General features: G+C 72.4%; 29 protein-coding genes and 1 tRNA gene. 12 read left to right on the forward strand and 18 right to left on the reverse strand.

What is annotated here, in order from left to right; all coding sequences use genetic code 11:
- Positions 1-32 precede the first annotated feature (32 nt).
- Together AB0N76_RS02965 and AB0N76_RS02970 are read right to left on the reverse strand one after the other, a co-directional pair.
- Positions 33-2,489, reverse strand: coding sequence for a glycosyl hydrolase family 18 protein (locus AB0N76_RS02965; RefSeq protein WP_363552665.1), 2,457 nt, complete (start codon positions 2,487-2,489; stop codon positions 33-35).
- A gap of 174 nt (positions 2,490-2,663) precedes the next feature.
- A complete protein-coding gene (locus AB0N76_RS02970; protein ID WP_363552471.1) occupies positions 2,664-3,254 on the reverse strand; it encodes an ABATE domain-containing protein in 591 nt (196 codons plus the stop codon).
- Between the two features lie 92 nt (positions 3,255-3,346).
- Between AB0N76_RS02970 and AB0N76_RS02975 the strand changes: the two genes are divergently transcribed.
- The 3 genes from AB0N76_RS02975 (at position 3,347) to AB0N76_RS02985 (ending at position 4,833) form a co-directional block, all read left to right on the forward strand.
- Positions 3,347-3,832 carry an HPP family protein gene (locus AB0N76_RS02975; RefSeq protein WP_363552473.1) on the forward strand — a complete coding sequence of 162 codons (486 nt, stop codon included), beginning with the start codon at positions 3,347-3,349 and terminating at the stop codon, positions 3,830-3,832.
- 78 nt (positions 3,833-3,910) lie between these two features.
- Positions 3,911-4,741, forward strand: coding sequence for an HNH endonuclease (locus tag AB0N76_RS02980; RefSeq protein WP_363552475.1), 831 nt, complete (start codon positions 3,911-3,913; stop codon positions 4,739-4,741).
- Between the two features lie 14 nt (positions 4,742-4,755).
- A tRNA-Leu gene (locus AB0N76_RS02985) sits at positions 4,756-4,833 on the forward strand.
- Positions 4,834-4,894: 61 nt separating this feature from the next.
- On the opposite strand, the gene rdgB is transcribed toward AB0N76_RS02985, so the two are convergent.
- The 4 genes from rdgB to AB0N76_RS03005 all read right to left on the reverse strand — a co-directional run bounded on the left by rdgB (position 4,895) and on the right by AB0N76_RS03005 (position 7,209).
- Entirely contained in the window at positions 4,895-5,500 is a 606-nt protein-coding gene (gene rdgB / locus AB0N76_RS02990; protein WP_363552477.1) for an RdgB/HAM1 family non-canonical purine NTP pyrophosphatase, read from the reverse strand.
- A 35-nt stretch (positions 5,501-5,535) separates the two neighbouring features.
- The gene (locus tag AB0N76_RS02995) at positions 5,536-5,925 is read right to left on the reverse strand and encodes a hypothetical protein (protein ID WP_363552479.1); all 390 of its coding nucleotides are present in this window, start codon (positions 5,923-5,925) and stop codon (positions 5,536-5,538) included.
- 180 nt (positions 5,926-6,105) lie between these two features.
- Positions 6,106-6,840, reverse strand: coding sequence for a ribonuclease PH (rph, locus tag AB0N76_RS03000; protein WP_363552481.1), 735 nt, complete (start codon positions 6,838-6,840; stop codon positions 6,106-6,108).
- A 135-nt stretch (positions 6,841-6,975) separates the two neighbouring features.
- Entirely contained in the window at positions 6,976-7,209 is a 234-nt protein-coding gene (locus AB0N76_RS03005; RefSeq protein ID WP_238862766.1) for a PTS glucose/sucrose transporter subunit IIB, read from the reverse strand.
- 402 nt (positions 7,210-7,611) lie between these two features.
- Between AB0N76_RS03005 and AB0N76_RS03010 the strand changes: the two genes are divergently transcribed.
- The 4 genes from AB0N76_RS03010 to AB0N76_RS03025 all read left to right on the forward strand — a co-directional run bounded on the left by AB0N76_RS03010 (position 7,612) and on the right by AB0N76_RS03025 (position 13,332).
- Entirely contained in the window at positions 7,612-8,901 is a 1,290-nt protein-coding gene (locus AB0N76_RS03010) for a PTS transporter subunit EIIC (protein ID WP_363552483.1), read from the forward strand.
- Between the two features lie 341 nt (positions 8,902-9,242).
- On the forward strand, positions 9,243-10,520 hold the full coding sequence (locus tag AB0N76_RS03015; RefSeq protein ID WP_363552485.1) for a PTS transporter subunit EIIC: 1,278 nt from the start codon (positions 9,243-9,245) through the stop codon (positions 10,518-10,520).
- A 422-nt stretch (positions 10,521-10,942) separates the two neighbouring features.
- The gene (locus AB0N76_RS03020; protein WP_363552487.1) at positions 10,943-12,046 is read left to right on the forward strand and encodes an LLM class flavin-dependent oxidoreductase; all 1,104 of its coding nucleotides are present in this window, start codon (positions 10,943-10,945) and stop codon (positions 12,044-12,046) included.
- A complete protein-coding gene (locus AB0N76_RS03025; RefSeq protein ID WP_363552489.1) occupies positions 12,043-13,332 on the forward strand; it encodes an LLM class flavin-dependent oxidoreductase in 1,290 nt (429 codons plus the stop codon). The genes AB0N76_RS03020 and AB0N76_RS03025 overlap by 4 nt, the downstream gene beginning before the upstream one ends.
- 15 nt (positions 13,333-13,347) lie before the next feature.
- Here AB0N76_RS03025 and AB0N76_RS03030 read toward each other — a convergent pair whose 3' ends face one another.
- The 9 genes from AB0N76_RS03030 to clpS form a co-directional block, all read right to left on the reverse strand.
- Positions 13,348-14,094, reverse strand: coding sequence for an MBL fold metallo-hydrolase (locus AB0N76_RS03030; RefSeq protein WP_363552491.1), 747 nt, complete (start codon positions 14,092-14,094; stop codon positions 13,348-13,350).
- Positions 14,095-14,280: 186 nt separating this feature from the next.
- Complete coding sequence (locus AB0N76_RS03035) at positions 14,281-14,472, reverse strand: MerR family transcriptional regulator (protein ID WP_363552493.1); 192 nt, start codon at positions 14,470-14,472, stop codon at positions 14,281-14,283.
- 178 nt (positions 14,473-14,650) lie between these two features.
- A complete protein-coding gene (locus tag AB0N76_RS03040; RefSeq protein WP_363552495.1) occupies positions 14,651-15,619 on the reverse strand; it encodes a cysteine synthase in 969 nt (322 codons plus the stop codon).
- Positions 15,620-15,707: 88 nt separating this feature from the next.
- Positions 15,708-15,986: a MoaD/ThiS family protein gene (locus AB0N76_RS03045; protein WP_363552497.1), complete on the reverse strand. Its 279-nt coding sequence runs from the start codon at positions 15,984-15,986 to the stop codon at positions 15,708-15,710.
- Between the two features lie 103 nt (positions 15,987-16,089).
- Complete coding sequence (locus AB0N76_RS03050) at positions 16,090-16,209, reverse strand: putative leader peptide (protein WP_326846449.1); 120 nt, start codon at positions 16,207-16,209, stop codon at positions 16,090-16,092.
- Between the two features lie 150 nt (positions 16,210-16,359).
- Positions 16,360-16,791 carry a M67 family metallopeptidase gene (locus AB0N76_RS03055; protein ID WP_363552499.1) on the reverse strand — a complete coding sequence of 144 codons (432 nt, stop codon included), beginning with the start codon at positions 16,789-16,791 and terminating at the stop codon, positions 16,360-16,362.
- A gap of 64 nt (positions 16,792-16,855) precedes the next feature.
- Positions 16,856-18,337, reverse strand: coding sequence for an amino acid permease (locus tag AB0N76_RS03060; RefSeq protein ID WP_363552501.1), 1,482 nt, complete (start codon positions 18,335-18,337; stop codon positions 16,856-16,858).
- A 266-nt stretch (positions 18,338-18,603) separates the two neighbouring features.
- A complete protein-coding gene (locus AB0N76_RS03065) occupies positions 18,604-19,179 on the reverse strand; it encodes a DUF2017 domain-containing protein (RefSeq protein ID WP_363552503.1) in 576 nt (191 codons plus the stop codon).
- Positions 19,180-19,261: 82 nt separating this feature from the next.
- Positions 19,262-19,555 carry an ATP-dependent Clp protease adapter ClpS gene (gene clpS, locus AB0N76_RS03070; protein WP_063351371.1) on the reverse strand — a complete coding sequence of 98 codons (294 nt, stop codon included), beginning with the start codon at positions 19,553-19,555 and terminating at the stop codon, positions 19,262-19,264.
- Between the two features lie 217 nt (positions 19,556-19,772).
- Between clpS and AB0N76_RS03075 the strand changes: the two genes are divergently transcribed.
- Both AB0N76_RS03075 and AB0N76_RS03080 read left to right on the forward strand, forming a co-directional pair.
- On the forward strand, positions 19,773-21,089 hold the full coding sequence (locus AB0N76_RS03075) for a nicotinate phosphoribosyltransferase (protein WP_363552505.1): 1,317 nt from the start codon (positions 19,773-19,775) through the stop codon (positions 21,087-21,089).
- A 213-nt stretch (positions 21,090-21,302) separates the two neighbouring features.
- The gene (locus AB0N76_RS03080) at positions 21,303-21,893 is read left to right on the forward strand and encodes an isochorismatase family protein (RefSeq protein WP_363552507.1); all 591 of its coding nucleotides are present in this window, start codon (positions 21,303-21,305) and stop codon (positions 21,891-21,893) included.
- Between the two features lie 31 nt (positions 21,894-21,924).
- On the opposite strand, the gene AB0N76_RS03085 is transcribed toward AB0N76_RS03080, so the two are convergent.
- Positions 21,925-23,004, reverse strand: a complete 1,080-nt coding sequence (locus tag AB0N76_RS03085) for a hypothetical protein (protein WP_363552509.1) — start codon at positions 23,002-23,004, stop codon at positions 21,925-21,927.
- Between the two features lie 256 nt (positions 23,005-23,260).
- Between AB0N76_RS03085 and AB0N76_RS03090 the strand changes: the two genes are divergently transcribed.
- On the forward strand, positions 23,261-24,010 hold the full coding sequence (locus AB0N76_RS03090) for a hypothetical protein (RefSeq protein WP_363552511.1): 750 nt from the start codon (positions 23,261-23,263) through the stop codon (positions 24,008-24,010).
- A 551-nt stretch (positions 24,011-24,561) separates the two neighbouring features.
- Positions 24,562-24,999: a hypothetical protein gene (locus tag AB0N76_RS03095; protein ID WP_363552513.1), complete on the forward strand. Its 438-nt coding sequence runs from the start codon at positions 24,562-24,564 to the stop codon at positions 24,997-24,999.
- Between the two features lie 43 nt (positions 25,000-25,042).
- On the opposite strand, the gene AB0N76_RS03100 is transcribed toward AB0N76_RS03095, so the two are convergent.
- Entirely contained in the window at positions 25,043-25,621 is a 579-nt protein-coding gene (locus AB0N76_RS03100; protein WP_363552515.1) for a DinB family protein, read from the reverse strand.
- 96 nt (positions 25,622-25,717) lie between these two features.
- On the reverse strand, positions 25,718-26,101 hold the full coding sequence (locus AB0N76_RS03105; RefSeq protein ID WP_363552517.1) for a helix-turn-helix domain-containing protein: 384 nt from the start codon (positions 26,099-26,101) through the stop codon (positions 25,718-25,720).
- 131 nt (positions 26,102-26,232) lie between these two features.
- Here AB0N76_RS03105 and AB0N76_RS03110 point away from each other — a divergent pair, with 131 nt between their 5' ends.
- Positions 26,233-26,886, forward strand: coding sequence for an NAD(P)H-binding protein (locus AB0N76_RS03110; RefSeq protein ID WP_363552519.1), 654 nt, complete (start codon positions 26,233-26,235; stop codon positions 26,884-26,886).
- The last annotated feature ends 10 nt before the right edge of the window (positions 26,887-26,896 follow it).

Consider the following 26,896-nt stretch of genomic DNA (forward strand, 5'->3'; position numbering starts at 1 on the left):
CCGCCGTCTCTCACCTCAGGCGACCGCTGTGATCAGCAGGTCCCGAGGTCGCTCCAGACACCCCAGGCGCCGCTGGCGCTCGGGTCGTCGCCCTTGGTCCACCACTTGTTCTGGTAGTAGTGGCCCTTCCAGGAGACCTTGGTCGGGGTGGCGTAGGTGGTGGCCGCGTCCCAGCTCGGGGCACCCGCGCAACCGGCCGGCGTGGTCGGCGGCGTCGTGGGCGGAGTGGTCGGCGGGGTGGTGGGCGGAGTGGTCGGCGGCGTCGTGGGAGGCGTCGTCGGCGGGGTGGTCGGGGGCGTGGTCGGAGGCGTCGTGCCGCCGTCCACCGCGCCGCGGGTCAGGTCGCCCTTGAGCCCGTACAGCGTCCCGGCCACGTTGACCGTCCAGTTGGACGGGGTGGACACCGGCAGGTAGTAGACGAAGTCCATGTCGATCGACGCGCCCGGCGCGAGCGACTGCCAGCCCGGCAGCTTCACCGAGACGCGGTTGTAGGTGCCCTTGAGGCCGCCCACGTTGCCCGGACCCGGGTTGTCCTGCTTGATCACGGTCAGGCCGAAGCCGGACTGGTCCTTGGCGTTGCCCGGGGCCGAGTTGCTGTAGTCGAACTGGAACTCGGTGCCGCCCGGCAGGGTCAGGGTGGAGTTGTTGACGATGTGGATCTTCGGGTTGATCGGGTAGTTCGAGTCACCCAGCGCGAAGTTGGTGAACGACACGTCGATCGGCAGGGTCTGCTGCGGCAGCGCGGTGGTCGCCCGGATCGCGCCGTACGGCGAGGCCGCCTTGAACTTGTCGTACATCAGCGAGGTCAGCGTGGAGCCGGGCACGTACTGGCCCTTGCCGCCGTTCGCGGCCGCGTCCCACTTGTAGTCGCCCGCGAGCTCCCAGATCATCGCGCCGCCGGCGCCCTGGTTGACGATGTAGTCGGCCTTGGAGCCGACCGACTGCTCGTCCTCGGTGGACAGGAAGACCTTCTTGGCGTCGTTCCACAGCCACGGCGCCACCAGGGTGGAGTTGTAGTTGCGGACGTAGCTGCCCTGCAGGGCGGTGTCCTTGACGCCGTACTTGGCCAGGTAGTCCGGGAAGACGCCCTTCTCCAGGTTCTTGGCGTGCCACATCGGGTTCGACCCGGCCGGGGACTCCTTGCCCGCGTCGTCCTTGTCGTTCCAGATGTTGTCGATGCCGACCGCGCCGTCACCGCACGCGGTCAGGCCGGAGCCGACCGGGCAGGTGGTCGCGGACGCCGTGCCCCACAGGCCGTTGGTGCCGCCCTGGACGTTCTTGAAGCCGCGGGTGTAGTACGGCAGGCCGACGTTGATCCGGCCGCCGGGCATCGCGCCGCGGAAGTAGTGGTACGACCAGTCGGCGTTCAGGTAGCCGATGCCGCCGTACTGGCCGGTGCCGTAGACGTTGGCCGCCGCCAGCTCGCCGTCCTTGCCGTCGTCGAACAGCGAGGCGTTCGGGCCGACGTACTTGTTCCAGGCGCCGTGCAGGTCGTACGACATGATGTTGACGTAGTCCAGGTACTGCGCCACCTGGAAGGTCTCCATGCCGCGCAGCAGGTAGCCGGACGACGGGGCCGCGACCGAGAGCAGGTAGTGCTTGCCGTCGGCGGCGCCGGCCCGGTCCAGCTTCTCGCGGAGCGTCTTCATCAGCGCGGCGTAGCCCTTGGCCAGCGAACCGCGCTTGCTGTTGGCGAGCTGCCAGTCCAGCGGGTTGCCCGCGTCCTTCATCGAGGTCGGGTACTCGTAGTCGATGTCGACGCCGTTGAAGCCGTACTTCTTGATGAAGTCCACGGACGAGTTGGCGAAGGCGTCGATGCCCGCCTGGTTGACGCTGCCGTCCGGGTTGACGGTCATCGAGTAGAAGCCGCCGGAGTTGACCCGCTTGCCGTCGTCCCCGAAGTACCCGCCGGTCTCGGTCCAACCGCCCACCGAGATCATGGTCTTGACGTTCGGGTACTGCTTCTTGTACTTGGTCAGCAGGTTGAAGTGGCCCTTGTAGGGCAGCGACGGGTCCAGCTCGGCGCCGGGCACGCCCGGGAAGGAGATCCCGGTGGCCTCGTTCTTGTCGTTGTCGGTGCCGACCGAGAGCTTGTTGTCGGAACCGACGTGACCGAAGGCGTAGTTGAGGTGGGTGACCTTGTCCCACGGGATGTCGCTGACCAGGTACGGCGGGGTGCCGTCCTTGCCGGTGCGCCAGCCGGTGAAGTAGCCGATGATGCGGCGCTGGTGGTCGGCGCCCATCTTCTCGCGGCCACTGGTGTCGTAGACGCTGCAGTACGGGACGTCGACGCCGGGGGTGGCGTAGAGGCCGTCGGGACGACAGCTGGCGTTGTCGACGGTGGCGGACGCCTGGGAGGGCGCCGCGCCCAGCGTGGCCACCAGCAGGCCGGCCAGGCCGGCGGCGGCCAGCGAGGCCAGGCCGGCGCGGGCCGCCGGGCTCGTGGAACGGGGAGCGGCGGTGGGACGCCGATCCGCCGAGGAACGGATCAACACTCGGTCCTCCGGGCAGAGTGTCGGCGCGTGCCTGTGGGGGAGCACGCACAGTGGGGGAAAGCGGATTGGCGCTGAAGCTATGTGGTCTGAACCACATAGGTCAATAGGTCTGTACCAATTGGTAATCAATTCCCCAACATCACCGGTCGAACGGCCGATTGTCGACGGTCAGCCCTCGGCTTGCCGGCGACTGTGCCGGGCCACCCGCACCCGCGTCCCGCACGAGGTCGAGCACCAGGCCCGCCGCGCGTGCTGCTGCAGGAAGAAGAGGATGCAGCCGGGCGCCGGACACGCCTTCACCGACCCGCGCCGCTCGCCCGTCAGCAGCTCCACCGCCGCCCGCGCCACCCGCGCCGACAGCACCGCCCCCCGCTCCCCCGCCAGACTCCGCGACACCGCCCGCCCCACCGCCCCCGGCGGCAGCTCCGCCCACCCCGGCGCCGCCCGCACCGCCGCGTTCACCACCGCCACGTCCGCCTCCGCCGCCGGCCCGCCCGCCACCACCGCGCCCAGCACCCCGCGCAGCGCCCGCCGCAGCTCCCGGAACGCCGCCAGCTCGGCCGCCCCCAGCTCCCCGGCCGGAACGCTCGCCAGGTCCAGCGCCTCCGCGTGCCGCTCCACCCAGACGGCCAGCCCGGCCGGCTCCACCAGCACGTCCACCAGGTGCCCGCGCAAACCGCCCCGGATGAACGTGGTGTTCACCAGGTCCAGCGCCAGGTGCTCGCCGTCCACCGGCATCTCTTCGACTTCTCCGCCCATACCCATACCTAACGGTAACGCGACTTGCCATCCGCTAGCCAAGCCCCGCAAACTAACGCTACCGACTACTCATTACCGTTAGGACTCCCGACATGCCGCTCCCCAGCCACGCCCCCGCCCGCCCCGCCACCGGCACCCTCCTCGCCTCCACCGCCACCGCCGTCGCCGCCCTGCTCCTGCTCGCCGCGCTCGGCGCCCTCCTCCATCAACCCCTGCTCATCCCACCCCTCGCCGCCTCGATGGCCCTCATCGCCGGCGCCCCCGACCTCCCGCTCGCCCAGCCCCGCAGCGTCATCGGCGGCCAACTCCTCTCCGCCCTCACCGGCTACGCCGTCCTCGCCGTCGCCACCCCCGGTTACTGGTCCGCCGCCGTCGCCGGCGGCCTCGCCCTCGGCGTCATGACCCTCGCCCGCACCCCGCACTCCCCCGCCGCCGCGACCGCCGTCATCGTCGCCCTCACCGCCCCCGCCCCACTCCCCTTCCTCCCCCTCCTCACCCTCGCCGCCACCCTCCTCACCCTCACCGGCCTCCTCTCCGCCCGCCTCCACACCCGCCGCTACCCGACGTACTGGTGGTGACCCCGCAACCCATCCGGCCCACGCTCGTTCGCACACACGGGGGACGGGCGCACACACAGGCCCGAAGGGGAAACAACCATGCCGGTCAAGTACACCCGTGAACTGTTGGCGGCGACCGCGGCGGAATCGATCAGCATCAACGACATGATGCGGAGGCTCGGCGTGCCGATGGCGGGTGGCACACACAGCTACCTGAGCAAGCGGCTGCGCCACTACGGAATCGACACCTCGCACTTCACCGGCGGCAGGCCGGCCTACGAACGCCGGACCTACAGCCGGGAGGAGCTGGCCGAGGCCGCCGTGCGGAGCACGTCCGTCGGGCAAGTGCTCCGCGAACTGGGCATCGTGCCCTACGACAGTGCGTACTCCTACCTGAAGCGCCGACTGGCCGAGTTCGGCATCGACACCTCGCACTTCACCAAGGAGCTACCGGCGGAGCAGGTCATCGCCGCCGTTCGCGAGCAGACCAGCATCGCGGGCGTCATCCGCGCCCTCGGGCTCATCGACGGCGGCGGGACCCGGAAGCTGGTCAAGGACGCCATCGCCCGACACGGCCTGGACACCGGCCATTTCACCGGACAGGCGCACAACCGGGGAGCGAAACCGGGACCCCGGATCCACCCGGACGTCCTCCTGGTGAAGCTGCCGCCCGGAAGCCACCGGATCCCCGGCGACCGCCTCCGGGCCATGCTCGTCCACATCGGCCGACCGGACGCCTGCTCCGGCTGCGGCACCCCGCCGGTCTGGCGCGGCCGTCCGATGACGCTGGAGGTCGACCACACGAACGGCGACTGGCTCGACAACCGGCGCGAGAACCTCCGCCTGCTCTGCCCGAACTGCCATGCCGTCACGGACACCTACTGCCGCCGGAATCGCAAACCCACCCATGAAGCCGACGACAACCGGTAGGCTGAGTTCGACGTGCGCCCGTACTCCAGCTGGCTAGAGAGGTACGGTTTAGGTCCGTATTGTCGTGGGTTCGAGTCCCACCGGGCGTACCAAGCAGACCGACCCCCTGCCTTCGATTCGAAGGCAGGGGGTCGTTGTCGTTTCGAGCCGGGGTCAGCTCAGCAGCTCCCGGACCACCGGGGCGAGGCCGCGGAAGGCCTGGCCGCGGTGGCTGATGGCGTTCTTCTCGGCGGGGGTGAGTTCGGCGCAGGTGCGGGACTCGCCGAGGGGCTGGAGGATCGGGTCGTAGCCGAAGCCGCCGTCGCCGGAGGGGGTGGTGCGGAGGGTGCCGAGGAGGCGGCCCTCGACGACGCGCTCGGTGCCGTCGGGGAGGGCGAGGGCGGCGGCGCAGAAGAAGTGGGCGCCGCGGTGGGCCGCGTCGATGTCGGAGAGCTGGGCCAGCAGCAGGTCCAGGTTGGCGCGGTCGTCGCCGTGCTTGCCGGACCAGCGGGCGGAGAAGATGCCGGGGGCGCCGTTCAGGACGTCGACGCAGAGGCCGGAGTCGTCGGCGACCGCGGGCAGGCCGGTGGCCTTCGCCAGGGCGTGCGCCTTGAGCAGCGCGTTCTCGGCGAAGGTGACGCCGGTCTCGGGGACGTCGGGGATCTCGGGGTAGGCGTCGGCGCCGACCAGTTCGACGTCCAGGCCGGCGTCGCCGAGGATCTCGCGCAGCTCGGCGACCTTGTGCTGGTTGCGGGTGGCGAGGATGAGTCGGGTGGTCATGCAGCCACCCTAGACCGGGGCACCCTAACCGGGCGTCAGCCGGTGCAGACCTTGGTGAGGTTCGAGGCGGCGTCGCCGAGCGGCTTGAAGTCCGGGACCTGCTTGTTGTTGACGGCCGCCTGGACCTTGTCGACCTGGGTGCTGAGGTCGGTGATGGCCTTGGCGACGTCGGTGTCCTTGGAGTTCTTGCCCAGCTGGTCGAGGTCGTTCTTGAGCTTCTGCAGCGCCTGCCCGGCGGCGGCCGCGTCGTTGCTCGCGTTGCTGTAGGCGTTGCTGACCTCGTTGATGTCCCCGGTGATCTTGACCGCGGTGTTGCCGCAGTCGAGCGCCTTCTGGGCGGCGGAGCAACTGACCGCGCTGAGCGGGAGGATGGCGATCAGGCCGGCCACGGCGAGCATCGTGGGGCGGGCGAGACTCTGGGGCATCCGGTCCTCCTGGGTGCGCGGGTATCCGGAAGGGGAGGACGCGCGCTGAGGGGTGCGCGGTTCCCGCAACGGGGTGCTGCGGGAACCGTACGGGCTCCGGACCCGGCGTGTACAGCGACCGGGGCCGGAGCCCGGGGGTTTTCGGAAACCGGAACGGAACCGTGTCCCGAAAGGGCAATATCAGCCTTCGAGCTCGCCGAGGGCCTTGCGCTGGATCTCGTCGAGCTCGGCGCAGCCGAGGGTGCCGAGGTCGAGCAGCCGGTCGAGCAGCGCGCGGTCGAAGGGGGCGCCCTCGGCGGTGCCCTGGACCTCGACGAAGCGGCCGTCGGAGGTGCAGACGATGTTCATGTCGGTCTCGGCGCGGACGTCCTCCTCGTAGCGGAGGTCGAGCATCGGGACGCCGTCGATGATGCCGACGCTGACGGCGCTGACGCCGCCGGTGATCGGCTTGCCCTTGGCGCGCAGCAGCTTGCGGTCGCGGGCCCAGGAGACGGCGTCGACGAGGGCGATGTAGGCACCGGTGATCGCGGCGGTGCGGGTGCCGCCGTCGGCCTGGAGGACGTCGCAGTCCAGGACGATGGTGTTCTCGGCGAGCGCGCGGTGGTCGACGACGGCGCGCAGCGAGCGGCCGATGAGCCGGCTGATCTCGTGGGTGCGCCCGCCGAGCCGGCCCTTGACGGACTCGCGGTCGCCGCGGGTGTTGGTGGCGCGCGGGAGCATGGAGTACTCGGCGGTGACCCAGCCCTCGCCGCTGCCCTTGCGCCAGCGCGGGACGCCCTCGGTGACGCTGGCGGTGCACAGCACCTTGGTGTCGCCGTAGGAGATGAGGACGGAGCCTTCGGCGTGCTTGCTCCAGCCCCGTTCGATGGTGACGGGGCGGAGCTGGTCGGGGGTGCGGCCGTCGATGCGTGACATAGGCACCGAGCGTAGCCGCTTCCGGTGGGTGCTCCGGGTACGCCCCGACCCGCTCCGGGTCCGTGCCCGGACGCGCGACGGCCCGCCGACCGGTGGGGTCGGCGGGCCGGGCGTGGTGAGCCTGGTGGGCTCAGCTCACATCATGTCCTCGATGTCGGCGGCGATCGGGTCGGCGTCGGTGCCGATGACGACCTGGATCGCGGTGCCCATCTTGACGACGCCGTGGGCGCCGGCGGCCTTCAGCGCGGCCTCGTCGACGAGGGAGGCGTCCTTGACCTCGGTGCGCAGGCGGGTGATGCAGCCCTCGACCTCTTCGATGTTCTCGATGCCGCCGAGACCGGCGACGATCTTCTCAGCCTTGCTGGCCATTGCTTTCTCCCTCTGTCTCGGCCCGTCGGCTGCTCTGCCGGGTGCCGTCCTGCGCTGTGACCTCGGTCGCGGTCGGTACTGACGCCAGGTCAACGCCTGGCGGGGTGCCGTGCCGTGCTGCCGGGCAGCGCGACCAGCATGGCCCGAGCCGGACCGATATGCCACGTTAGTCCACTTTTGGCCCATCCCGGCGCGCACGCCCCGGGTCGGCGCCCGAGGATGACGAGCAGCGGGGCTCGTCTCCCGGCGCGCGGCCTGTGTCCCAAAGTGGTCTACACCAATATATGTGTACTCCGATGAACGCAGGAAGCGCCCCGGGTGTTCCCGGGTACGGCACGGCGACCCCCGCCCGAGTTTCCCGCCGGGGACCACCGGCCGGCAACTGCTCCCGGAGGGCGACAGATGAGTTCGGCAGGCGCCACAGCCCCGCAGACGACGTGGTGGCACACCTTCTACGGCGGCCTCCAGAAGATGGGTCGCTCGCTCCAGCTGCCGGTGGCGGTGCTCCCGGCGGCCGGCATCCTCAATCGGCTCGGCCAGGACGACGTCTTCGGCAAGGACGGCGCCGGCTGGAACGACGTCGCCAAGGTCTTCGCGGCGGCCGGCGGCGCGCTGCTGGACTCCTCGCTCGGCCTGCCGATGCTGTTCTGCATCGGCGTGGCGATCGGCATGGCGAAGAAGGCGGACGGCTCGACGGCGCTGGCCGCGGTGGTCGGCTTCCTCGTCTACTACAAGGTGCTGCACGCCTTCCCCGAGCACTGCAAGCCGCCGACGGTCCTGGTCAGCGACCAGTGCGTGGACTACAGCTCGGCCAAGGCGGCGGCCGCGACGTACCAGAACCCGGGGGTGCTGGGCGGCATCCTGATCGGTCTGATGTCGGCCTGGCTCTGGGTGCGCTTCCACCGCACCAAGCTGGTCGACTGGCTGGGCTTCTTCAACGGCCGCCGCCTGGTGCCGATGATCACCGCGCTGGTCGGCCTGGTCACCGCGTGCCTGGCGCTCTGGGTGTGGCCGCCGATCGGCCGCGCCCTGAACGACTTCAGCCAGAACCTCGCCGACCTGGACGCGGGCGGCGCGGGCCTGTTCGGCCTCTTCAACCGGGCGCTGCTGCTGATCGGCATGCACCAGCTGCTGAACACCTTCGTCTGGTTCCAGTTCGGGGAGTACACCAAGGCGGACGGCAGCATCGTGCACGGCGACATCCCGCGCTTCCTGGCGGGCGACCCGACGGCCGGCCAGTTCCAGTCCGGCTTCTTCCCGATCATGATGTTCGCGCTGCCGGCCGCCGCGCTGGCGATCGCGCACGCGGCGAAACCGCACCGGCGCAAGGAGATCTACGGCCTGATGCTCTCGGTCGGCCTGACCTCCTTCGTGACCGGTGTCACCGAGCCGATCGAGTACTCCTTCGCCTACATCGCCCCGGCGCTGTACGGGGTGCACGCGCTGCTGACGGGCGCGTCGATGGCGATCACCTGGGCGCTCGGGGTGCACGACGGCTTCAGCTTCTCGGCCGGCCTGATCGACTACGTGATCAACTGGAGCCTGGCCACCAAACCGTGGCTGATCATCGTCATCGGACTCTGCTTCGCGGTCGTGTACTACGCACTGTTCCGCTTCATCATCGTGAAATTCGACCTGAAAACGCCCGGGCGTGAGGACGAGAGCGAGGTCGAGGACGTCACCAAGGCATAAACCGAGCGTCACCGCGAGAATCCGAATAGGCCCCCGGACCGCCGGTCCAGGGGCCTTCGGCATGCCCGGCGGCCCTCGTCAGAACGCCCGTCGGACCGCCCGCCTTTTGTTGCGCAATTAGCCAAAATCCCCATCACGGCGGGTAATCATGATCGTCGATCCGCAAGTAGGTTTCGATTTCATAGCGCTTCCCAGCAGCACCGCTTTCGAGGGTTCCCCGCCCCCTCCGCCCGTGCTACAAAACTGGTCTACACCACGTGTGGTGTAGACCAGTTCGCGGTTCGGCCCCCCTGTGCCCCTCCCCCCGACCGACCCGCCCTTGCCGTTAGGAATCCACCCCCATGAGTCAGTCTGCGCAGGCACCGGCGCCCGCCACGGCTCCGGCCACGCCCAGCCCCACCAAGAAGTTCGGCCAGAGCCTGCTCCAGGGTCTGCAGAAGATCGGCCGCAGCCTCCAGCTGCCCATCGCCGTTCTCCCGGCCGCCGGTCTGCTGCTGCGTCTCGGCCAGGACGATGTGTTCGGCAAGGACGGCCTCGGCTGGAACAAGGTCGCCTCGGTCTTCGCCACCGCCGGTGACGGCGTCTTCGCCAACCTGCCGCTGCTGTTCGCGGTGGGCATCGCGATCGGCTTCGCCAAGAAGGCCGACGGCTCGACCGCCCTCGCCGCCCTGGTCGGCTTCCTGGTCTACAAGAACGTGCTGACCGCGTTCCCGATCACCGAGGGCCACATCGCCGACGGCAAGTGGGTCGCGCCGACCTACCAGAACCCGGGCGTGCTCGGCGGCATCGTGATCGGCCTGCTCAGCGCGATCCTGTGGCAGAAGTACCACCGCACCAAGCTGGTCGACTGGCTCGGCTTCTTCAACGGCCGCCGCCTGGTGCCGATCCTGATGGCCTTCGTCGGCACCGCCGTCGGTGTGATCTTCGCCCTGACCTGGGGCCCGATCGGCGACGGCATCAAGAGCCTGAACGACTCCCTGATCGGCGCTGGCGCGCTCGGCGCGGGTGCGTTCGGCCTGGTCAACCGCGGTCTGCTGCCGGTCGGCATGCACCAGTTCGTGAACTCCTTCGCCTGGTTCCAGACCGGTGACTTCACCAAGCCCGACGGCACCGTCGTGCACGGCGACCTGACCCGCTTCTTCGCCGGCGACCCGACCGCCGGACAGTTCATGTCGGGCTTCTTCCCGATCATGATGTTCGCGCTGCCGGCCGCCGCCTTCGCCATCGCCCACACCGCCAAGCCGCACCGCCGCAAGGCCGTCACCGGCATGATGCTGTCGCTGGCGCTGACCTCCTTCGTCACCGGTGTCACCGAGCCGATCGAGTTCGCCTTCGTCTTCATCGCCCCGGCCCTGTACGTCATCCACGCCGTCCTGACCGCCGTCTCGATGGCCGTCACCTGGGGCCTCGGCGTGCACGACGGCTTCACCTTCTCCGGCGGTCTGATCGACTACCTGCTCGCCTGGAACAAGGCCACCGACCCGTGGATGATCATCCCGATCGGCCTGGCGTTCGCCGCCCTGTACTACTTCCTCTTCCGCTTCGCGATCGTGAAGTTCGACCTCAAGACCCCCGGTCGTGAGGACGAGGACGAGATCGAGGACGTCACCAAGGCCTGACGCCGAGAACCACCCGACGCCGCTCACGGCCCCGCCCCGCCACCCGCTCCCCCGGGTGGCGGGGCGGGGCCGTTCGCGCGTCTCGCACCGGCGACCGCCCGGTGAGACGGTGGTTGACGAACCAGCGAGGCCGCTGGTCAACTGGGCTGGTGAACGCCGCCCGCATGCTGGTCACCCGCAGCCACATCGACTTCGGTCGCGTGTGGTCCGCGGCGTGTTGCGCCTGACCCGCGCGTTCCCCCCGCCGCCGCCCGGCTGACGTCCCGCCGCGCCCGGCCCTCCTCCCCGTCACCCCGTGACCGCCCGCCCGCGACCCGGGCCGCCGTCGCGCACCCACGTCCGCGTGCCCCCGCGTCCGCGTGCCGGTACGGCCGCGCCGCCGGGCACGCACCGCTCCCGTACGAGGAAAGCCAAGGCCACACATGCCCCGCCAGCTGCATCTTTCCGCCGCCCTCGACAGCCCCGGCCAGGTCGACGCCGCCCACTTCACCGCGCTCGCCCGGCACGCCGAACGGGCCGCGCTCGACTTCGTCACCCTCGACGACTCCTACACCCCCGAGCCGCTCCGGCTCGACGCGCTCGCCACCTTCGCCCGGCTCGCGCCGGTCACCCGCGGGCTCGGCCTGGTGCCGACCGTCACCACCACCCACACCGAGCCGTTCCACACCTCGATCTCGGTCAACACCCTGGACTGGGCCAGCGAGGGCCGGGCCGGCTGGCTGGTCGGCGTCTCCGACACCGAGGCCGAGGCCAGGGCCTTCGGCCGCAAGGCCGCCGCCCCCGCCGACGAGCTCTGGGCCGAGGCCGCGGACGCCGCCGAGGTCGCCACCCGGCTCTGGGACAGCTGGGAGGACGACGCGGAGATCCGCGACGCCGCCACCGGCCGGTTCGTCGACCGCGCCAAGCTCCACTACATCGACTTCGAGGGCCCGCACTTCTCGGTCCGCGGCCCCTCCATCACCCCGCGCCCGCCGCAGGGCCGCCCGGTGGTCGCGGTCACCGTCACCGCCGCCGACCTCGCCCCGGACGCCACCGCCGGCGGCCGCGCCCGGGCGACCACCGCGATCCGCTACGCCGACGTCGTCCTGCTCGACGCCCCCGACCGGGCCACCCGGCTCACCGCCGCCACCGAACTGCGGCTGCACGGCGGCGAGTCGCTGCGGATCCTGGCCCGGATCCCGGCCGCGCTCGACACCGACGCGGCGGTCTCCGCGCTGCTCGCCGAGATCACCGAGGGCGGCGGCGGGGTGGACGGCTTCCACCTGGTGCCCGCCGAACCGGCCCGCGACCTCGCCGTCCTCGCCGACCGGGTGGTCCCCGCCCTGCGCGAGCGCGGCCTGTTCCGTGCCGGGTACACCGGCCGCACCCTGCGCGAGCACCTCGGCCTGGCCCGCCCCGACAGCCGGTACGCCGCCGCCACCGCCGTACCCGCCACCGCCCCTGCCACAGCCCCCGCCGCACCCGGCACCGTCTCCGCCGCCGTCCCCGCCCCCGCCCGCACCGCCCCCGCCGAGGTGACCCGATGACGGACCGCCCGCTCAAGCAGATCCACCTCGCCGCGCACTTCCCCGGCGTCAACAACACCACCGTGTGGGCCGACCCGGCCTCCGGCAGCCAGATCGCCTTCGACTCCTTCCGCCACCTCGCCGAGACCGCCGAACGCGGCCTGTTCGACTTCTTCTTCCTCGCCGAGGGCCTGCGGCTGCGCGAGGTGAACGGCCGGATCCACGACCTGGACGTGGTCGGCCGCCCCGAGTCGATCACCGTGCTGAACGCGCTCGCCGCCGTCACCAGCCGCCTCGGCCTGGCCGCCACCGTCAACGCCACCTTCAACGAGCCGTACGAGCTGGCCCGCCGGTTCGCCTCGCTGGACCACCTCTCCGGCGGCCGCGCCGCCTGGAACGTGGTCACCTCCTCCGACGCCTTCACCGGCGAGAACTTCCGCCGCGGCGGCTACCTCGACCGCGCCGACCGCTACACCCGGGCCGCCGAGACCGTCCAGCTCGCCCGGGAGTTCTGGGACGCCGCGGGCACCGGCACGGTCCGCCACCGGGGGCCGCAGTTCGACGTCGAGGGCACCCTCTCGCTCCCCCGCCCGCCGCAGGGCCACCCGGTGGTGATCCAGGCCGGCGACTCCTCCGACGGCCGGGAGTTCGCCGCCGCCACCGCCGACATCGTGTTCAGCCGGCACTCCACGCTGGCCGCCGGCCAGGCCTTCCACGCCGACGTCAAGGGCCGGCTGGCCGCGTACGGGCGCAAGCCGGACGAGCTGAAGATCATGCCCGGGGTCACCTACGTGCTGGGCGACACCGAGGAGGAGGCCGCCGAACGGGCCACCGCGATCCGCCGCGCCCAGGTCAGCCCGGCCAACGCGATCCACTACCTGGAGCAGGTCTGGGGCGTCGACCTGTCCGACCACGACGTGGACGGCCCGCTGCCGGCCGCCGACCCGGTCCGCGACTCCGGCCTGATCCAGGGCCGCACCATCCTCGGCGACCCGCACGAGACCGCCGCCAAGTGGCGCGCGGTGGCCGCGGAGAAGGGGCTCAGCAGCCGCGAACTGGTGATCGAGCTGACCGGCCGGCAGTCCTTCATCGGCACCCCCCGCTCGGTCGCCGAGCAGCTCGACCGCCATGTGCAGAGCGACGCGGCGGACGGCTTCATCCTCGTCCCGCACCTCACCCCGGGCGGGCTGGACGAGTTCGTCGACAAGGTGGTGCCGCTGCTCCAGGAGCGCGGGGTGTTCCGCACCGAGTACACCGGCACGACGCTGCGCGAGCACCTCGGCCTGCCGCTCCCCGGCCGCCGCTGACTCCCGCCGGACGGCTCAGAGCTCGTACACCGCGCCGGCCCGGGCGACGTCGACCGGCCCGGGGTAGGCGGCGGCCGCGTCCCGCCGGTTGAGCTCGGCGTCGGTCCACGGCGGGATGTGGGTGAGGACCAGCCGGCGGGCGCGGGCGGCGGTGGCGTGCTCGCCGGCCTCCCGGCCGTTCAGGTGGACGGCCCGGTAGGTGTCGCGCCCGTCCAGGTAGGCGGCCTCGCACAGGAAGAGGTCGGCGTCCCGGGCGAGTTCGACGAGCTCCGCGCTCTCGCCGGTGTCGCCGGAGTAGACCAGGCTGCGGCCGGCGTGTTCGAGCCGGAAGGCGAAGGCGTCGACCGGGTGGTTGACCTGGGCGACCTCGACCCGGAACGGCCCGAGCTCGAAGCGCCCGGGGGTGAGGGTGCGGAACTCGAACACCTCCTTCATCCCCGGGTTCTCCGGCATGTCGTAGGCGCGCGCCATCCGCTCGGCGGTGCCGGCCGGGCCGTAGACCGGCATCGGGTCGGGGCACCCCTCGGCGCGGTAGTTGCGGGCCACCCAGTAGGCGCACAGGTCGACGCAGTGGTCGGCGTGCAGGTGGCTGAGCAGGACGGCGTCGACCTCGTAGATCGAGGTGTACTTCTGCAGGGCGCCGAGCGCGCCGTTGCCGAGGTCGAGCACGACCCGGTAGCCGTCGGCCTCCACCAGGTAGCTGGAGCACGGCGAGTCGGCGGACGGGAAGCTCCCCGAGCACCCCACCACGGTCAGTTTCATCCGAGCCCCTCCGCCCCGACACGTCCTGGCTGCCGCTGGTCATGGCAGTGCGGGCCGGGTGTACCGGCCGGTGGCGCTGCCCTTCGCGTGTGTCGAGGGTAAGGGCGGAGGGGCACTTTGCCCCCGTCTCCGTGCCGTGCTGTGGCTGGAATCACCAGAACGCCGGGAGACGGGGCGAAGCGGGCTTCAGCGGTGGCCGGGGCGCCGGCGGGCCCAGGCGCGGATGGTGTCGGGGTACCAGCGCGGGTGCCCGCTGCCGTCGATCACGTCGGGTTCGGGCAGCAGGCCGTGCCGCCGGTAGTTGCGGACGGTCTCCGGCTGGACGTTGATGTGCCGGGCGATCTCGCTGTACGACCACAGGTCGGGGCTGCGGCTCACGGGTCACCTCCGGTGGTGCCTGGGGGGACGTTCGTGAGCAGCCTTTCCGCGCCCGGGCGCAACCTTGAGCGCGGAACGGACACCGTGGTCGGACCGTGACGAACCGGGAGCGCGGCACGGACAAATCCCCGATCGTCACGATCGGGGGCTCGGGGGTTTCAGGCCCCCGGTTCCGGCCTCAGGCCCAGAGCTGGCCCTGCAGCGCCTCGACCGCGGCCTCGGTGGACTCGGCGGTGTAGATGCCGGTGGAGAGGTACTTCCAGCCACCGTCGGCGACCACGAAGACGATGTCGGCGCGCTCGCCGGCCGTGGCGGCCTTGCGGCCGACGCCGATCGCCGCGTGCAGGATCGCGCCGGTGGAGACGCCGGCGAAGATGCCCTCCTGCTGGAGGAGCTCGCGGGTGCGCCGGACGGCGTCGGCGGAGCCGACCGAGAAGCGGGTGGTGAGCACCTCGGCGTCGTAGAGCTCCGGGACGAAGCCCTCGTCGAGGTTGCGCAGGCCGTAGACCAGGTCGTCGTAGCGCGGCTCGGCGGCGACGATCCGCACGCCGGGGACCTTCTCGCGCAGGAAGCGGCCGACGCCCATCAGGGTGCCGGTGGTGCCCAGGCCGGCCACGAAGTGGGTGACGTCGGGCAGGTCGGCGAGGATCTCCGGGCCGGTGGTGGCGTAGTGGGCGCCGGCGTTGTCGGGGTTGCCGTACTGGTAGAGCATCACCCAGTCGGGGTGCTCGGCGGCGATCTCCTTGGCGATCCGGACGGCGGTGTTGGAGCCGCCGGCGGCCGGCGAGGGGATGATCTCGGCGCCCCACATGCGGAGCAGCTCGCGGCGCTCCTCGCTGGTGTTCTCGGGCATCACGCAGACCATCCGGTAGCCCTTGAGCTTGGCCGCCATGGCGAGCGAGATGCCGGTGTTGCCGCTGGTGGGTTCGAGGACGGTGCAGCCGGGGGTGAGCCGGCCGTCGGCCTCGGCGCGCTCGATCATGTGCAGCGCCGGGCGGTCCTTGATGGAGCCGGTGGGGTTGCGGTCCTCCAGCTTGGCCCAGAGCGTGACCAGGCCCTCGGTGTTGCCGGGCACCGCGGCGGAGAGCCGGGGCAGGCGGACCAGCGGGGTGTTGCCGACGGCTTCGAGCGGACTGTCGTAACGCAAGGGGGCCTCCGGCGACGGCGGTGAGGGTCGGGACGGGCGGCCCGCCCGGCCCCGCCCGGTGGTCGCGGCGGGGCGGGGCGGGCGGTGGTCAGCGGGCGCCGCCGGCCACGGCGGGCAGGATGGTGACGTTGTCGCCGTCGGCGAGCGCGGTGGAGATGCCCTCCAGGAAGCGCACGTCCTCGTCGTTCAGGTAGACGTTGACGAAGCGGCGCAGCTCGCCGCCGTCGAGCAGGCGGGCGGCGATGCCCGGGTGGCGGGCGTCGAGGTCGTGGAAGAGTTCCCCGAGGTTGCTGCCGGTGCCCTCGACGGCCTTGGCGCCGTCGGTGTAGGTGCGGAGGATGGTCGGGATGCGGACCTCGATGGCCATGGGTGCGCTCCTGTGCGAGTCGTGAGGTGGGTGGGCCGCTGCGGGCGCGGCAGGGCGTGGTGGGCCCGGGGCGTGGAGCCTGCGGCGGGCCGGGGCGGGCGGCTCAGCGCGAGCGCGCCGGCGTGCCGGGACAGATCGCACTGGCGAGCCGGCACAGGTCGATGTGCAGGCGCGCCACGAGGCGGGTGCCCGGGGCCTGGGTGCTCACATCGACGGAACGCATGGGCTCATCGTATAGATTCCCGGGCCCGCTCCTCCATGCCCGTCTCGGGATCCGGATGTTCTCGTTCCCGATGCTGAGACGGCGCCGGAACGGCAAAGGCCCGCCGACCACTCGCGGACGGTCGGCGGGCCTCGCCCAGGTGGGTGCGGGTCAGGCCGGGTGGGCCTCGACGACCTGGACGTCTTCCTCCGTGATCGCGCCGTCCACGATGCGGAACGAGCGGAACTGGTAGGGGTCCTCGGGGCCGTTGCCCTCGGCGGTGGAGACCAGCACGTAGTGGGCGTTCGGCTCGGAGGCGTAGGTCACGTCGGTGCGCGACGGGTAGGCCTCGGTGGCGGTGTGCGAGTGGTAGACGATCACGGGCTCCTCGTCCCGGTCGTCCATCTCGCGGTAGAGCTTGAGCAGGTCGCCCGAGTCGAACTCGTAGAACGTGGGCGAGCGGGCCGCGTTGAGCATCGGGATGAACCGCTCGGGCCGGCCGCTGCCCTCCGGCCCGGCGACCACGCCGCAGGCCTCGTCCGGGTGGTCGGCGCGGGCGTGGGCGACGATCGCGTCGCGCAGTTCTCGGGTGATGGTCAGCATGCGGCCAGGATAACCACGCCCCGGCGGTGGCCCGCCGGGGCGTCCGAGGACCGGTCGGCGGGCCTCAGTTGGCCTTGTCGCCGGTGTCGCGGGCGGTGTCGCCGGCGGTCCCGGCGGTGGCGTGCAGGTGGTCGTGGGCGACCGCGTGGACGGCCTCCGGGCTGCGGCGCTTGAGCACCTGGTAGCCGATCACCAGGGCGACCGCCCAGGCCGGGAAGACGAACAGCGAGATCCGGTTGTCCTCGTCCAGGCCGATCAGCACGACGACCAGGACGAGGAAGGCGAGCGCCGCCCAGCTGGGCCAGGCGCCGCCGGGGGCCTTGAAGGTGGGCGGCGGCAGGTGGCCGGCCTTCCAGGCCTTGCGGTAGCGGATCTGGCAGATCAGGATCATCGCCCAGGTCCACAGGCCGCAGACGGTGGCGACCGAGGTGATGTACTCGAACGCCCGGGCCGGGACGAGGTAGTTGAGCACCACGCCGGCGCCCATCAGCAGGCTGGAGAGGGTGATCGCGACGGCCGGGGTGCGGCGGGAGTTGAGCTTGGTGAGCCGGCCGGGGGCCTGGCCGCGCAGCGCGAGGTCGCGCAGCATCCGGCCGGTGGAGTACATGCCGGAGTTGCAGGAGGAGAGCGCGGCGGTGAGCACCACGAAGTTGATGATGCCGGCCGCGGCGGGGATGCCGATCTTGCCGAAGGCGGCGACGAACGGGCTGACGCCGGGCTGGAACTCGGTCCACGGGACCAGCGAGAGGATGACCACCAGGGCGCCGATGTAGAACAGCGCGATGCGCCAGGGCAGCGTGTTGATGGCGCGCGGCAGGGTCTTCTGCGGGTCCTCGCTCTCACCGGCGGTGACGCCGACGAGCTCGACGCCGAGGTAGGCGAACATGACGATCTGCAGGGTCATCACGGTGGCGCCGATGCCCTTGGGGAAGAAGCCGCCGTCCTGCCAGAGGTGGGTGATCGAGGCGGTGTCGCCGGCGTCGCTGAAGCCGAGGGTGAGCACGCCGACGCCGATCAGGATCATGCCGATGATGGCGGTGACCTTGATCATGGAGAACCAGAACTCGATCTCGCCGAAGAGCTTCACCGAGATCAGGTTGGCCGCGTAGAGGATGACCAGGAAGGTGAGCGCGCTGAGCCACTGCGGGATGTCGGGCGCCCAGAACTTCACGTAGACGGCCGCGGCGGTGGTTTCCGCCATGCCCGTGACAACCCAGAAGAGCCAGTACGTCCAGCCGGTCACGTAGCCGGCGAACGGGCCGAGGAACTCCCGCGCGTACTCGGCGAAGCTGCCGGAGACCGGGCGGTAGGTGAGCAGCTCGCCGAGCGCCCGCATGATCACGAAGATCGCCACGCCGGCGATCGCGTAGGACAGGATCAGGCTGGGGCCGGACTTCGAGATCGCGGTGCCCGCACCCAGGAAGAGTCCGGTGCCGATCGCGCCGCCGATCGCGATCATCTGGATCTGGCGGCTCCCGAGTCCCCGCTCGTAGCCCTCCTCGTCCGGTTTCGCGTCGACGACTTCGTCGTAGGACTGTTCGGCCATGCTGCACCGTCCTGGATGGGTTCTCGTGGGTGGGACTTCGGGGGTGGGGCTCGTGGGGGTGGGGAGAAGTCGTACCACGCACGATCCGGATAGCGGTCTCCATCTGAGCGATATTTGAGCATGTCCCGGTAGGGTTTCGCCCGTTTTGCACGGAAAAGCCCCGGCCGTCCGTCCGCATGCGGACGGACGGCCGGGGCCGGTACCGCTGTGGCAGGCTCTCGGTCCGAGCCGCCCAGCCCGAAGGGCCGCTCAGCCCGAAGAGCCGCTCAGTCCGAGATCGCCTCCAGCAGCGACTCCTGCACGGCGCCGAGCCACAGGTACGCCATCACCAGCGGCTTGCGGTCGTCGTCGTCCGGCAGGTCGTACAGGCCCTGCTCGTCCTCCTCGGCGATCTCCAGCCGCACCCCGAGGGTCAGCCGCAGGTCGTTGAGCGCGCCCAGCCAGCGCGGGCACTCGGCACCGTCCAGCTTCAGCACGCCGCCCTCGCCGCCGAGCGTGTCCAGCGACCGCACCACGAACAGCGCGTCATCCCGCTTGCGGGCGCGCAGGTCCAGCTCGGTGTAGCGGCGGAACTCGGCGGCGGCCTCCCGGGACTCCTCGTCGGACGGCCGCTCCGGGTCGCCGTAGGCGTCCGGGAAGAGCCGGGCGAGCGCCGGGTCACTGGGCGCCTCGGACGGGCCCTCGGCGAACAGGGCGGCCAGCGGGTCGCCGCCGTCCCCGCCCGGACCGGGGCCGATCAGCTCCAGCATCTGCACCTCCAGGGTGCGCAGGATGGAGGCCTCCAGCTCGTCCAGCGCGATCGCCGCGCTCCCGCCGCCGGCACTCTCGAACAACCCAGCCATCGGTATCGGTCAGCCCGTCTTCGTCTGTCGTCTGTCGCCGACATGCCGGTCGGCACGTCGTCCCCGGTGGTGCCCGCCGGGCTCAGTCGTGCTGGAGCGTGGCCCAGAGGCCGTAGCCGTGCATCGCCTGCACGTCGCGCTCCATCTCCTCGCGCGAGCCGCTGGAGACCACCGTCCGCCCCTTGGTGTGCACCTCCATCATCAGCTTCCGGGCCTTGTCCTTCGGATAGCCGAAGTAGGCCTGGAAGACGTACTGGACGTAGCTCATCAGGTTGACCGGGTCGTTGTGGACGATGGTGACCCAAGGGGTGTCCGGCTCCACCACCGGCAGGCCTTCGACCTCCGGGCGCTCGATCTCCACGGGCGCGACGCTCACCGTCGGGTCTCCTCCTGCAGCTCTGTTCCGCGTTCCGCACGTGACCGCCGGGCGGCGCCGACACGGCGCCCCGGTGGCCGCCACGTGCCCCTTCAGCCCCATGCTGCCATCCGGGGGACCTCCGGGCGATTCCGCCCCCGGCGGGCGCGACCCGCCGGCCGATCGCCCCCGATCAGAAATCGTCACTTTGACGCTAAGGGGTAGTAGCATCATCTGCATGGACGCCACTTCCGTGCCCGCGGCCGGCTCGACCGCGCTGCTCACCGATCGCTACGAGCTCACCATGCTGCAGGCCGCCCTGCGCAGCGGGGCCGCGCACCGTCGCTCCGTGTTCGAGGTGTTCACCCGCCGCCTGCCCGGCGGCCGCCGCTACGGCGTGCTGGCCGGCACCGGCCGGGTCCTGGACGCGGTCGAGAACTTCCGCTTCACCTCCGCCCAGCTCGACTGGCTCACCGACCAGCGGGTGGTCGACGAGGACACCCTGCGCTTCCTCGCCGACTACCGGTTCACCGGCGACATCCACGGCTACCCGGAGGGCGAGGTCTACTTCCCCGGCTCGCCGCTGCTCACCGTCGAGGGCAGCTTCGCCGAGGCGGTGATCCTGGAGACGGTGATCCTCTCGATCCTCAACCACGACTCGGCGATCGCCGCCGCCGCGTCCCGGATGACCTCCGCGGCCGGCGGGCGGCCGGTGATCGAGATGGGCGCCCGGCGCGCGCACGAGCGGGCCGCGGTCTCCGCCGCCCGGGCCGCGTACGTGGCCGGCTTCGCCGCCACCTCCGACCTGGAGGCCGGCTTCACCTACGGCATCCCCACCACCGGGACGGCCGCGCACGCCTTCACCCTGGTCCACGACAGCGAGCGGGACGCCTTCCGGGCGCAGATCGCCTCGATGGGCAAGGGCACCACCCTGCTGGTCGACACCTTCGACCTGCACGAGGCCGTGCGCACCGCCGTCGAGGTGGCCGGCCCCGAGCTGGGCGCCGTCCGGATCGACTCCGGCGACCTCACCCTGCTCGCCCACCGGGTCCGCCGCCAGCTCGACGAGCTGGGCGCCACCGGCACCCGGATCATCGTCACCTCCGACCTCGACGAGTACGCCATCGCCGCGCTCGCCGCCGCCCCGGTGGACGGCTACGGCGTCGGCACCAGCCTGGTCACCGGCAGCGGCCACCCGACCTGCTCGATGGTCTACAAGCTGGTCGCCCGGGCCGCCGAGCCGGATGGCCCGCTGATCCCGGTCGCCAAGCGCGCGGCCGGCGGCAAGACCAGCACCGGCGGGCGCAAGTGGGCGGCCCGCCGGCCGGACGCGGACGGCGTCGCCGAGGCCGAGGTGGTCGGCACCGGGCCGGTCCCCGAGGAGCTGACGCCGCACCTGGTCCAGGTGCCGCTGGTCCGAGCCGGCGAGGTGGTCGGCCGGGAGCCGCTGGAGGCGGCGCGCGAGCGGCACGTCCGGGCCAGGGCGGCGCTGCCGCTGTCGGCCACCCAGCTCTCCAAGGGCGATCCGGTGCTGTCGACCGAACTGCTGGTGTGACGGCGGTGCCTGACGGCGGCGCCGGGCGGGCGTCCGGCGGCGGCGCGGGCCGGTGGCGCGGGCCGGTCGGGCCCGCCCCGGGCCTTCCGCCTCCGGATGCCACTCCCTACAGTCGACCGTAGAGTTCCCCTCACGTCCCCTCCACACGTCCCCCCGAACTCCACCCGTCCCCCGATTCCGCCGCGGGACCCAGCAGACCGAGGAATGCGAGCCATGCACCGGGCACTGATCGTCGTCGACGTGCAGAACGACTTCTGCGAGGGCGGCAGCCTGGCCGTCGCGGGCGGGGCCGAGGTGGCCGCCGCGATCACCGACCTGATCGCCGAGTCCGCCCCCGGCTACCGGCACATCCTCGCCACCCGGGACAACCACATCGACCCGGGCGACCACTTCTCCGAGACCCCCGACTACGTGCACAGCTGGCCGGTGCACTGCGTCGCGGGCACCGAGGGCGTGGGCTTCCACCCCAACTTCGCCCCGTCCGTCACCTCCGGCGCGATCGAGGCGGTCTTCGACAAGGGCGCCTACGCGGCCGCCTACAGCGGCTTCGAGGGCGTGGACGAGAACGACCGCGGGCCCGCCGAGTGGCTGCGCGAGCGCCAGGTGACCGAGGTGGACGTGGTCGGCCTCGCCACCGACCACTGCGTCAAGGCCACCGCGCTGGACGCCGCCCGGGCCGGGTTCACCACCCGGGTGCTGCTCGACCTGACCGCCGGGGTGGCCGCGCCGACCACCGCCGCCGCGCTGGAGGAGCTGCGGGCGGCCGGCGTGGAGCTGGTCGGCACGCCGGTCGTCGGGGGCTGACCGCGCCGCGCTCCTCCGTCCGCCTCGCGGCTCACTGCTCGGTGATCAGCAGCTCGACCACGTCGGTGCCGCCCTGCCGGAACGCCTCGCGCAGTTCGGCGCCGACCGCGTCCGGGTCCTCCGCCAGCCGGAGGCCGGAGACGTACACCACCCGGATGCCGAGGTACTCCATCCGGTGCTGGCCGCCGCGCACCCAGGCCGCCTCGCCCTCGCTGACGCAGCGCAGCTCCGAGTCGACCTCGACCGCGACGCCCGCCGCCGGCCAGTAGAGGTCCGGGACGGCGATGTAGGTGCCGCCGCGCATCCGCAGTTCCGGGGCGGTCAGCGGGACGGGCAGCAGCCACTCGTCCACCAGCTCGCCGACCCGGTCCAGCACCGCGTCCCGCTCGGCGGCCAGCAGGTCGTCCAGCACCGCCCGCACCCGCGGCTCGGCGGCCAGGCCGGACTCGGCCAGCTCGGCGGTCAGCTCCCGCACCGAACAGCCCAGCTCGGGCCGGCGGACGGCCTCGGCCAGCACCTCCCGGACCGGCACCGGCCCGCCCGGGCCCTCCTCGGAGGTCCACTCGCGCAGCGCGTCGGCGACCGCCCGGGCCACCGGCGCGCAGGCCAGGCCGTGCACCGAGCGCGCCACCAACTCCCGGGCGGTGCGGCGGATCCGGACCTCGCCGGCGTCCTTCAGCCGGCGCTGGCGCGGCACCAGCACCTCCACCCCGGTGACGGCGGGCAGCCGGGGGACGGCGGCGAAGCCGTACAGCGCGAGCGCCGCGGCGCCGGTGATCACCGCGCGCTCCCGGCGGACCGCCCCGCGCCCGTCCGCCCGGCCGTCGACGCCGCCCCCGCCGCTCCCGCCGTCCTCGCAGCCGCCCTCGCGGCCGTTCTGCGCCGCGTACAGCAGGGCGGCCCACATCCGCTGCTCGGGCGAGGGCCCGCCGTTCTGCAGCAGGTAGACCCGGGGCAGCAGCCGCTGCCAGGGGCCGCCGCGGCGGCAGTGCTCGCTGATGACCCTGGCCGGCACGCCCCGGGCGCGCAGCTGGCCGGCGGTGACGACGTTCTGCTGACGGCGCGCCAATTCCTCCAGGGACGGCGGCGGCGTGGGAATCCGGTAGCTCATGCCGACACCATCCCCAACGGCCCGGACCCAGGCGCGGCCGCCTGACGCACTGTTACCCAACCGTCGCGAAACCGGGATCAGCCCGCACTAAAGTCTTCATACCCTCACCCATTCGGAGGAATGGGTGATCAGATGCTTGTCGGACTCGATCATCATCGATCAGCGACCAGGTTGCCTGACCCTGCGTGACCAAGCACATACGGCGAAGACACCTCCGAACGTCACTCCAGCCCGCCGGATTGCCTACCCTTAGTGCATGTCACGTGACGAGACCGCCGGCCTCCGCGCGGCCCAGCTCCGCCTCGGACGCCTGCCCGGATACGTCCGCCGGCCGGACCCGGCCCGCCGCAGCGGCGAACAGGGCCATACCTACAAGAAGGGCTGGGAGGTCCGCTTCACCGCCCGCAGCGAGGCGGAGATAGCGGAGATCCGGGACCTCGTGGTCGCCGCCGGATTCGCCCCGGCCAGACCCTTCTTCAAGGGCCACCAGCTGATCCAGCCCGTCTACGGCATGGCCGCCGTGCAGGCCTACCTGGCGGCTAGACAGGCGGCCGAGGAACACGCCGCCCGCGCCGCCCACGGACGCGCCCGCCGGGGCTCCTCGGCGGCCCGGATCCGGGCCGCGGGCAAGGCCGCGCACGAGGCCGTCCGCGAGGTCGCCGAGGCGGCGGCCCGGTGCGAGACGGCGGCCCGCGAACCCGTCGGCTGCGACGCGACGACCCACGAGGCCGCCGCCGACACGGCCACCGGAGCCGGCACCGTCCTGGGCACCGGCTGCGGCGCCGGAGCCGGTACCGGCACCGGCTGTGGAGCCGACGCCGAGACCGCCCGGGAGCGGGACCGGCTCGCCGCCGCCGAGGAAGCGGCGGAGGCCGCCGGCACCGCCGCCGCGGCGGTCGCCCGGATCGCCCGCCGACGGGCCGCCGAGACCTTCCCCGCCCAACTCTCGCGAGGCTCCGCGCCGGACGACCGGATCACCCCCGCGGAGGCCCGGAAAAACACCTGACCGTTCGTCAACCCTCCGCTCGTACACGGCGATCCGCCGACGAAGGGCCGGGCACGCGGGACGCGTGCGACGGGGCCGGCCCACCGATCCACCCCCCACCCGGAGCGCCTTCCCCGGCCTCTCCCGCGCCATCGTCCCAGCCCGGACCGGTCCATCGAGCGCGCGCCCGGTGGTGCGCCCGGTGGTGCGGCCCCGGCTTCACGCCGCAGGCGTGGACGGGAACCGTCGAACCGCTTACGGTGGCACATCACACCGCCTGCGGTGGCGCGCCGACCGGTCCGCCACCCCCGCCGTGCCACCCCGCTGACCGGCCACGACGCCCCGCACCCACGCTTCTGACACGCCTCTGACACCACTGCGCAGCACTCCCCGCCCGTCCGCCACCGCCGCACCGCCCGCCGACCCCCTCCCGGCCACCGCCGGAACCGGCCGCACGGCGACGCCTTCCGGGCATTCCATCCGATTGGTCACCCAGCGCACCGAGCGCCTACCGTAGAGTGAGCACAGATGATCGACCGTCAGATGCCCATCTCACTTGCCGAGAAGCCGAGATGACCAAACGTCACGACAGCACCGCCGAGCCTCCCCCGGGGCCCGGCGAACCATCCGCCGTACCGCTGGAGTTCGCGGCGTTCTGCGAGCTGCACCGCCCGCGGTACCTCAGCTACGCCCGGGTCTGGCTGCCCGACCACGGCCAGGCGGCGGGCGCGGTCCAGCAGGCCTTCGCCGAAATCGCCGTCCACTGGCGCGAGTTGCTGGGCAGCTCCAACCCCACCGCGCTCGCCTGGCAGATCCTGCGCAGCACCGTCGGCGAGCACACCCGGAACAGCGGGCCGCCGGCCGGCCACCCCGCCGACGACGACCTCGCCATCCTGCACTACGTCGTCGGCCTCGCCGCACCCGAGATCGCCGACGTCATCGGCACCGACACCGCCAGCGTGGCCGGCCGGCTCCGCCGCACCATGCTCCGCGAGGCCTCCGGCTGGTGAACCGGCCGGCCCGCTCGGACCGGCCGGACCCGCTCAGCCCCGCTCAGACCCGCTCGCCCGTCACGTCGTACAGGTGGTGGACCGGATCGTGGATCAGGTAGCGGGAGAACGACTCCACCGTGAAGCGCGCCCCGTCGCTGCGGTCGCCGGTCCGCGCCCACTGCGCGCCCGCCACCCCCTCGAACGCCCCCGCGAGCACCTCCGCGGCCCGGGCCAGCTCCGCCGCGACCACCGCCGGGTCCTGCTCCCCGTACCGCTCGGCGACCGCCGTCTCGTCCTGGTCCCAGTTCGCGAACAGCGGGCCGTCCTCGTCCAGCATCAGGTTCAGCCGCACGTGGAACAGCCGGAAGACGTCGCGCACATGGCACGCGTACTCGAGGTCCGACCAGATCTCCGGACGCGGCCGCCGGCGCAGCTCCCCCGGCTCCCCGGCCAGCACCGCCAGCCAGCCCTCCGCGTTGGCCCGGATCATCCCCGCGACGTCCTCGCGCACCACCGCCCCCGTGTCCAGCCCGCAGTCGGCGCACGGGCGCTCCAGCACCCAGGTCCAGTCCTTGGTGTCCGGGACGATCGCGTCGTCGGCGGCGGGGGCGGCGGCGGTGTTGTGCTCAGAAGTGGTCATGCGCCCAGAATGGCCGCCCCCACCCCGCCCCACCAGCGCCGTCAACGCCAGCACTCGCCGAAATCCTGCCAGCCCCCGCCTGCCCCACCACCGCTTCTACCGCTCGGCGCTCTCGAAGGCCTCGCGCGCCGCGAGCAGCTCCGCCAGGTTGGCGCGGCTCCAGTCGCACACCGCGTCCATCGGCCCCAGCAGCGTCCGCCCGAGCGGCGTCAGCGCGTACTCGACCCGCGGCGGGTTCTCCGGGTACTCGGTCCGGCTCACCGCCCCGTCCTGCTCCATCGCCCGCAGCGACTCCGCCAGCACCTTCGCCGTGATGCCCGTCAACGGCACCCGCAGCTCCGAGAACCGGCGCGGACCGCCCTCCAGACAGCGCATGATCCGCCACGTCCACTTCCGGCCGCCCAGCACCGGGACCGACTGCACCGGGCAGTCCGGGTCGAAGAGGTCCGGCGGCAGCGGCGCGGGAGCGGTCTCGGTCATGCCCCCGACGGTAACCGAACGGGTGTCCCCGCCGGTACCGTTGAAGTAACCGGCACCCCCCGGTCTACCGTCACGGCGTCAGCGGGCGACGACACCCCGTCCCCCGCACCGCGCCACGAACGGAGACCGCCATGACCGGCACCCCCAGCATCGACCTCATCGTCTTCGGCGCAGGCGGCCAGGTCGGCCGCGCCGTGATCGCCGAGGCCCGCCGACGCGGCCTCACCGTCACCGCCGCCGTCCGCGCCCCCGAACGCCACGCCGACCTGGCCGGCCCCGGCGTCACCCTCGCCCGCTGCGACGTCACCGACCCGGCCGCCGTCGCCGCCACCGCCCGCGGCCACGCCGCCGCCGTCAGCACCGTCTACACCCCCGACGTCCCGGCCGCCGACTTCTACCCCGCCGCCACCCGCGCCCTCGTCACCGGCCTCGCCGAGGCCGACGTCCCCCGGCTCGTCCACGTCGGCATCGCCACCACCCTGGAGACCGCCCCCGGGGTCGCCGTCCACGACGACCCCGCCTTCCCCGAGGCCCACCGCGCCTTCTCGCTCGGCCACGCCGCCGCCCTCGACCTGCTCCGCACCTCCCCCGCCGGCCTCGACTGGGTCGTCGTCACCCCGCCCCTCGACCTCGACCGCACCGCCCCCGGCACCGGCCGCTACCGGGTCGGCGGCCCCCAGGTCCTCGGCACCCGCATCGCCCAGGCCGACCTCGCCCTCGCCGTCACCGACCAGCTCACCGGCCCGGCCACCCGCCACCGCGAACAGATCGCCGTCGCCGAATAGCCCCGCCACT

The organism is Kitasatospora sp. NPDC093806, assembly GCF_040683335.1.
Taxonomy (GTDB): Bacteria; Actinomycetota; Actinomycetes; order Streptomycetales; family Streptomycetaceae; genus Kitasatospora.

Bases quoted from the DNA above. Each gene is read 5' to 3' on its own strand.
- AB0N76_RS02970 (WP_363552471.1), bottom strand. From the start codon at position 3,254: ATGGGCGGAGAAGTCGAAGAGATGCCGGTGGACGGCGAGCACCTGGCG.
- AB0N76_RS02975 (WP_363552473.1), top strand. From the start codon at position 3,347: ATGCCGCTCCCCAGCCACGCCCCCGCCCGCCCCGCCACCGGCACCCTC.
- AB0N76_RS02980 (WP_363552475.1), top strand. From the start codon at position 3,911: ATGCCGGTCAAGTACACCCGTGAACTGTTGGCGGCGACCGCGGCGGAA.
- rdgB (WP_363552477.1), bottom strand. From the start codon at position 5,500: ATGACCACCCGACTCATCCTCGCCACCCGCAACCAGCACAAGGTCGCC.
- AB0N76_RS02995 (WP_363552479.1), bottom strand. From the start codon at position 5,925: ATGCCCCAGAGTCTCGCCCGCCCCACGATGCTCGCCGTGGCCGGCCTG.
- rph (WP_363552481.1), bottom strand. From the start codon at position 6,840: ATGTCACGCATCGACGGCCGCACCCCCGACCAGCTCCGCCCCGTCACC.
- AB0N76_RS03005 (WP_238862766.1), bottom strand. From the start codon at position 7,209: ATGGCCAGCAAGGCTGAGAAGATCGTCGCCGGTCTCGGCGGCATCGAG.
- AB0N76_RS03010 (WP_363552483.1), top strand. From the start codon at position 7,612: ATGAGTTCGGCAGGCGCCACAGCCCCGCAGACGACGTGGTGGCACACC.
- AB0N76_RS03015 (WP_363552485.1), top strand. From the start codon at position 9,243: ATGAGTCAGTCTGCGCAGGCACCGGCGCCCGCCACGGCTCCGGCCACG.
- AB0N76_RS03020 (WP_363552487.1), top strand. From the start codon at position 10,943: ATGCCCCGCCAGCTGCATCTTTCCGCCGCCCTCGACAGCCCCGGCCAG.
- AB0N76_RS03025 (WP_363552489.1), top strand. From the start codon at position 12,043: ATGACGGACCGCCCGCTCAAGCAGATCCACCTCGCCGCGCACTTCCCC.
- AB0N76_RS03030 (WP_363552491.1), bottom strand. From the start codon at position 14,094: ATGAAACTGACCGTGGTGGGGTGCTCGGGGAGCTTCCCGTCCGCCGAC.
- AB0N76_RS03045 (WP_363552497.1), bottom strand. From the start codon at position 15,986: ATGGCCATCGAGGTCCGCATCCCGACCATCCTCCGCACCTACACCGAC.
- AB0N76_RS03050 (WP_326846449.1), bottom strand. From the start codon at position 16,209: ATGCGTTCCGTCGATGTGAGCACCCAGGCCCCGGGCACCCGCCTCGTG.
- AB0N76_RS03055 (WP_363552499.1), bottom strand. From the start codon at position 16,791: ATGCTGACCATCACCCGAGAACTGCGCGACGCGATCGTCGCCCACGCC.
- AB0N76_RS03060 (WP_363552501.1), bottom strand. From the start codon at position 18,337: ATGGCCGAACAGTCCTACGACGAAGTCGTCGACGCGAAACCGGACGAG.
- AB0N76_RS03065 (WP_363552503.1), bottom strand. From the start codon at position 19,179: ATGGCTGGGTTGTTCGAGAGTGCCGGCGGCGGGAGCGCGGCGATCGCG.
- AB0N76_RS03075 (WP_363552505.1), top strand. From the start codon at position 19,773: ATGGACGCCACTTCCGTGCCCGCGGCCGGCTCGACCGCGCTGCTCACC.
- AB0N76_RS03080 (WP_363552507.1), top strand. From the start codon at position 21,303: ATGCACCGGGCACTGATCGTCGTCGACGTGCAGAACGACTTCTGCGAG.
- AB0N76_RS03085 (WP_363552509.1), bottom strand. From the start codon at position 23,004: ATGAGCTACCGGATTCCCACGCCGCCGCCGTCCCTGGAGGAATTGGCG.
- AB0N76_RS03090 (WP_363552511.1), top strand. From the start codon at position 23,261: ATGTCACGTGACGAGACCGCCGGCCTCCGCGCGGCCCAGCTCCGCCTC.
- AB0N76_RS03095 (WP_363552513.1), top strand. From the start codon at position 24,562: ATGACCAAACGTCACGACAGCACCGCCGAGCCTCCCCCGGGGCCCGGC.
- AB0N76_RS03100 (WP_363552515.1), bottom strand. From the start codon at position 25,621: ATGACCACTTCTGAGCACAACACCGCCGCCGCCCCCGCCGCCGACGAC.
- AB0N76_RS03105 (WP_363552517.1), bottom strand. From the start codon at position 26,101: ATGACCGAGACCGCTCCCGCGCCGCTGCCGCCGGACCTCTTCGACCCG.
- AB0N76_RS03110 (WP_363552519.1), top strand. From the start codon at position 26,233: ATGACCGGCACCCCCAGCATCGACCTCATCGTCTTCGGCGCAGGCGGC.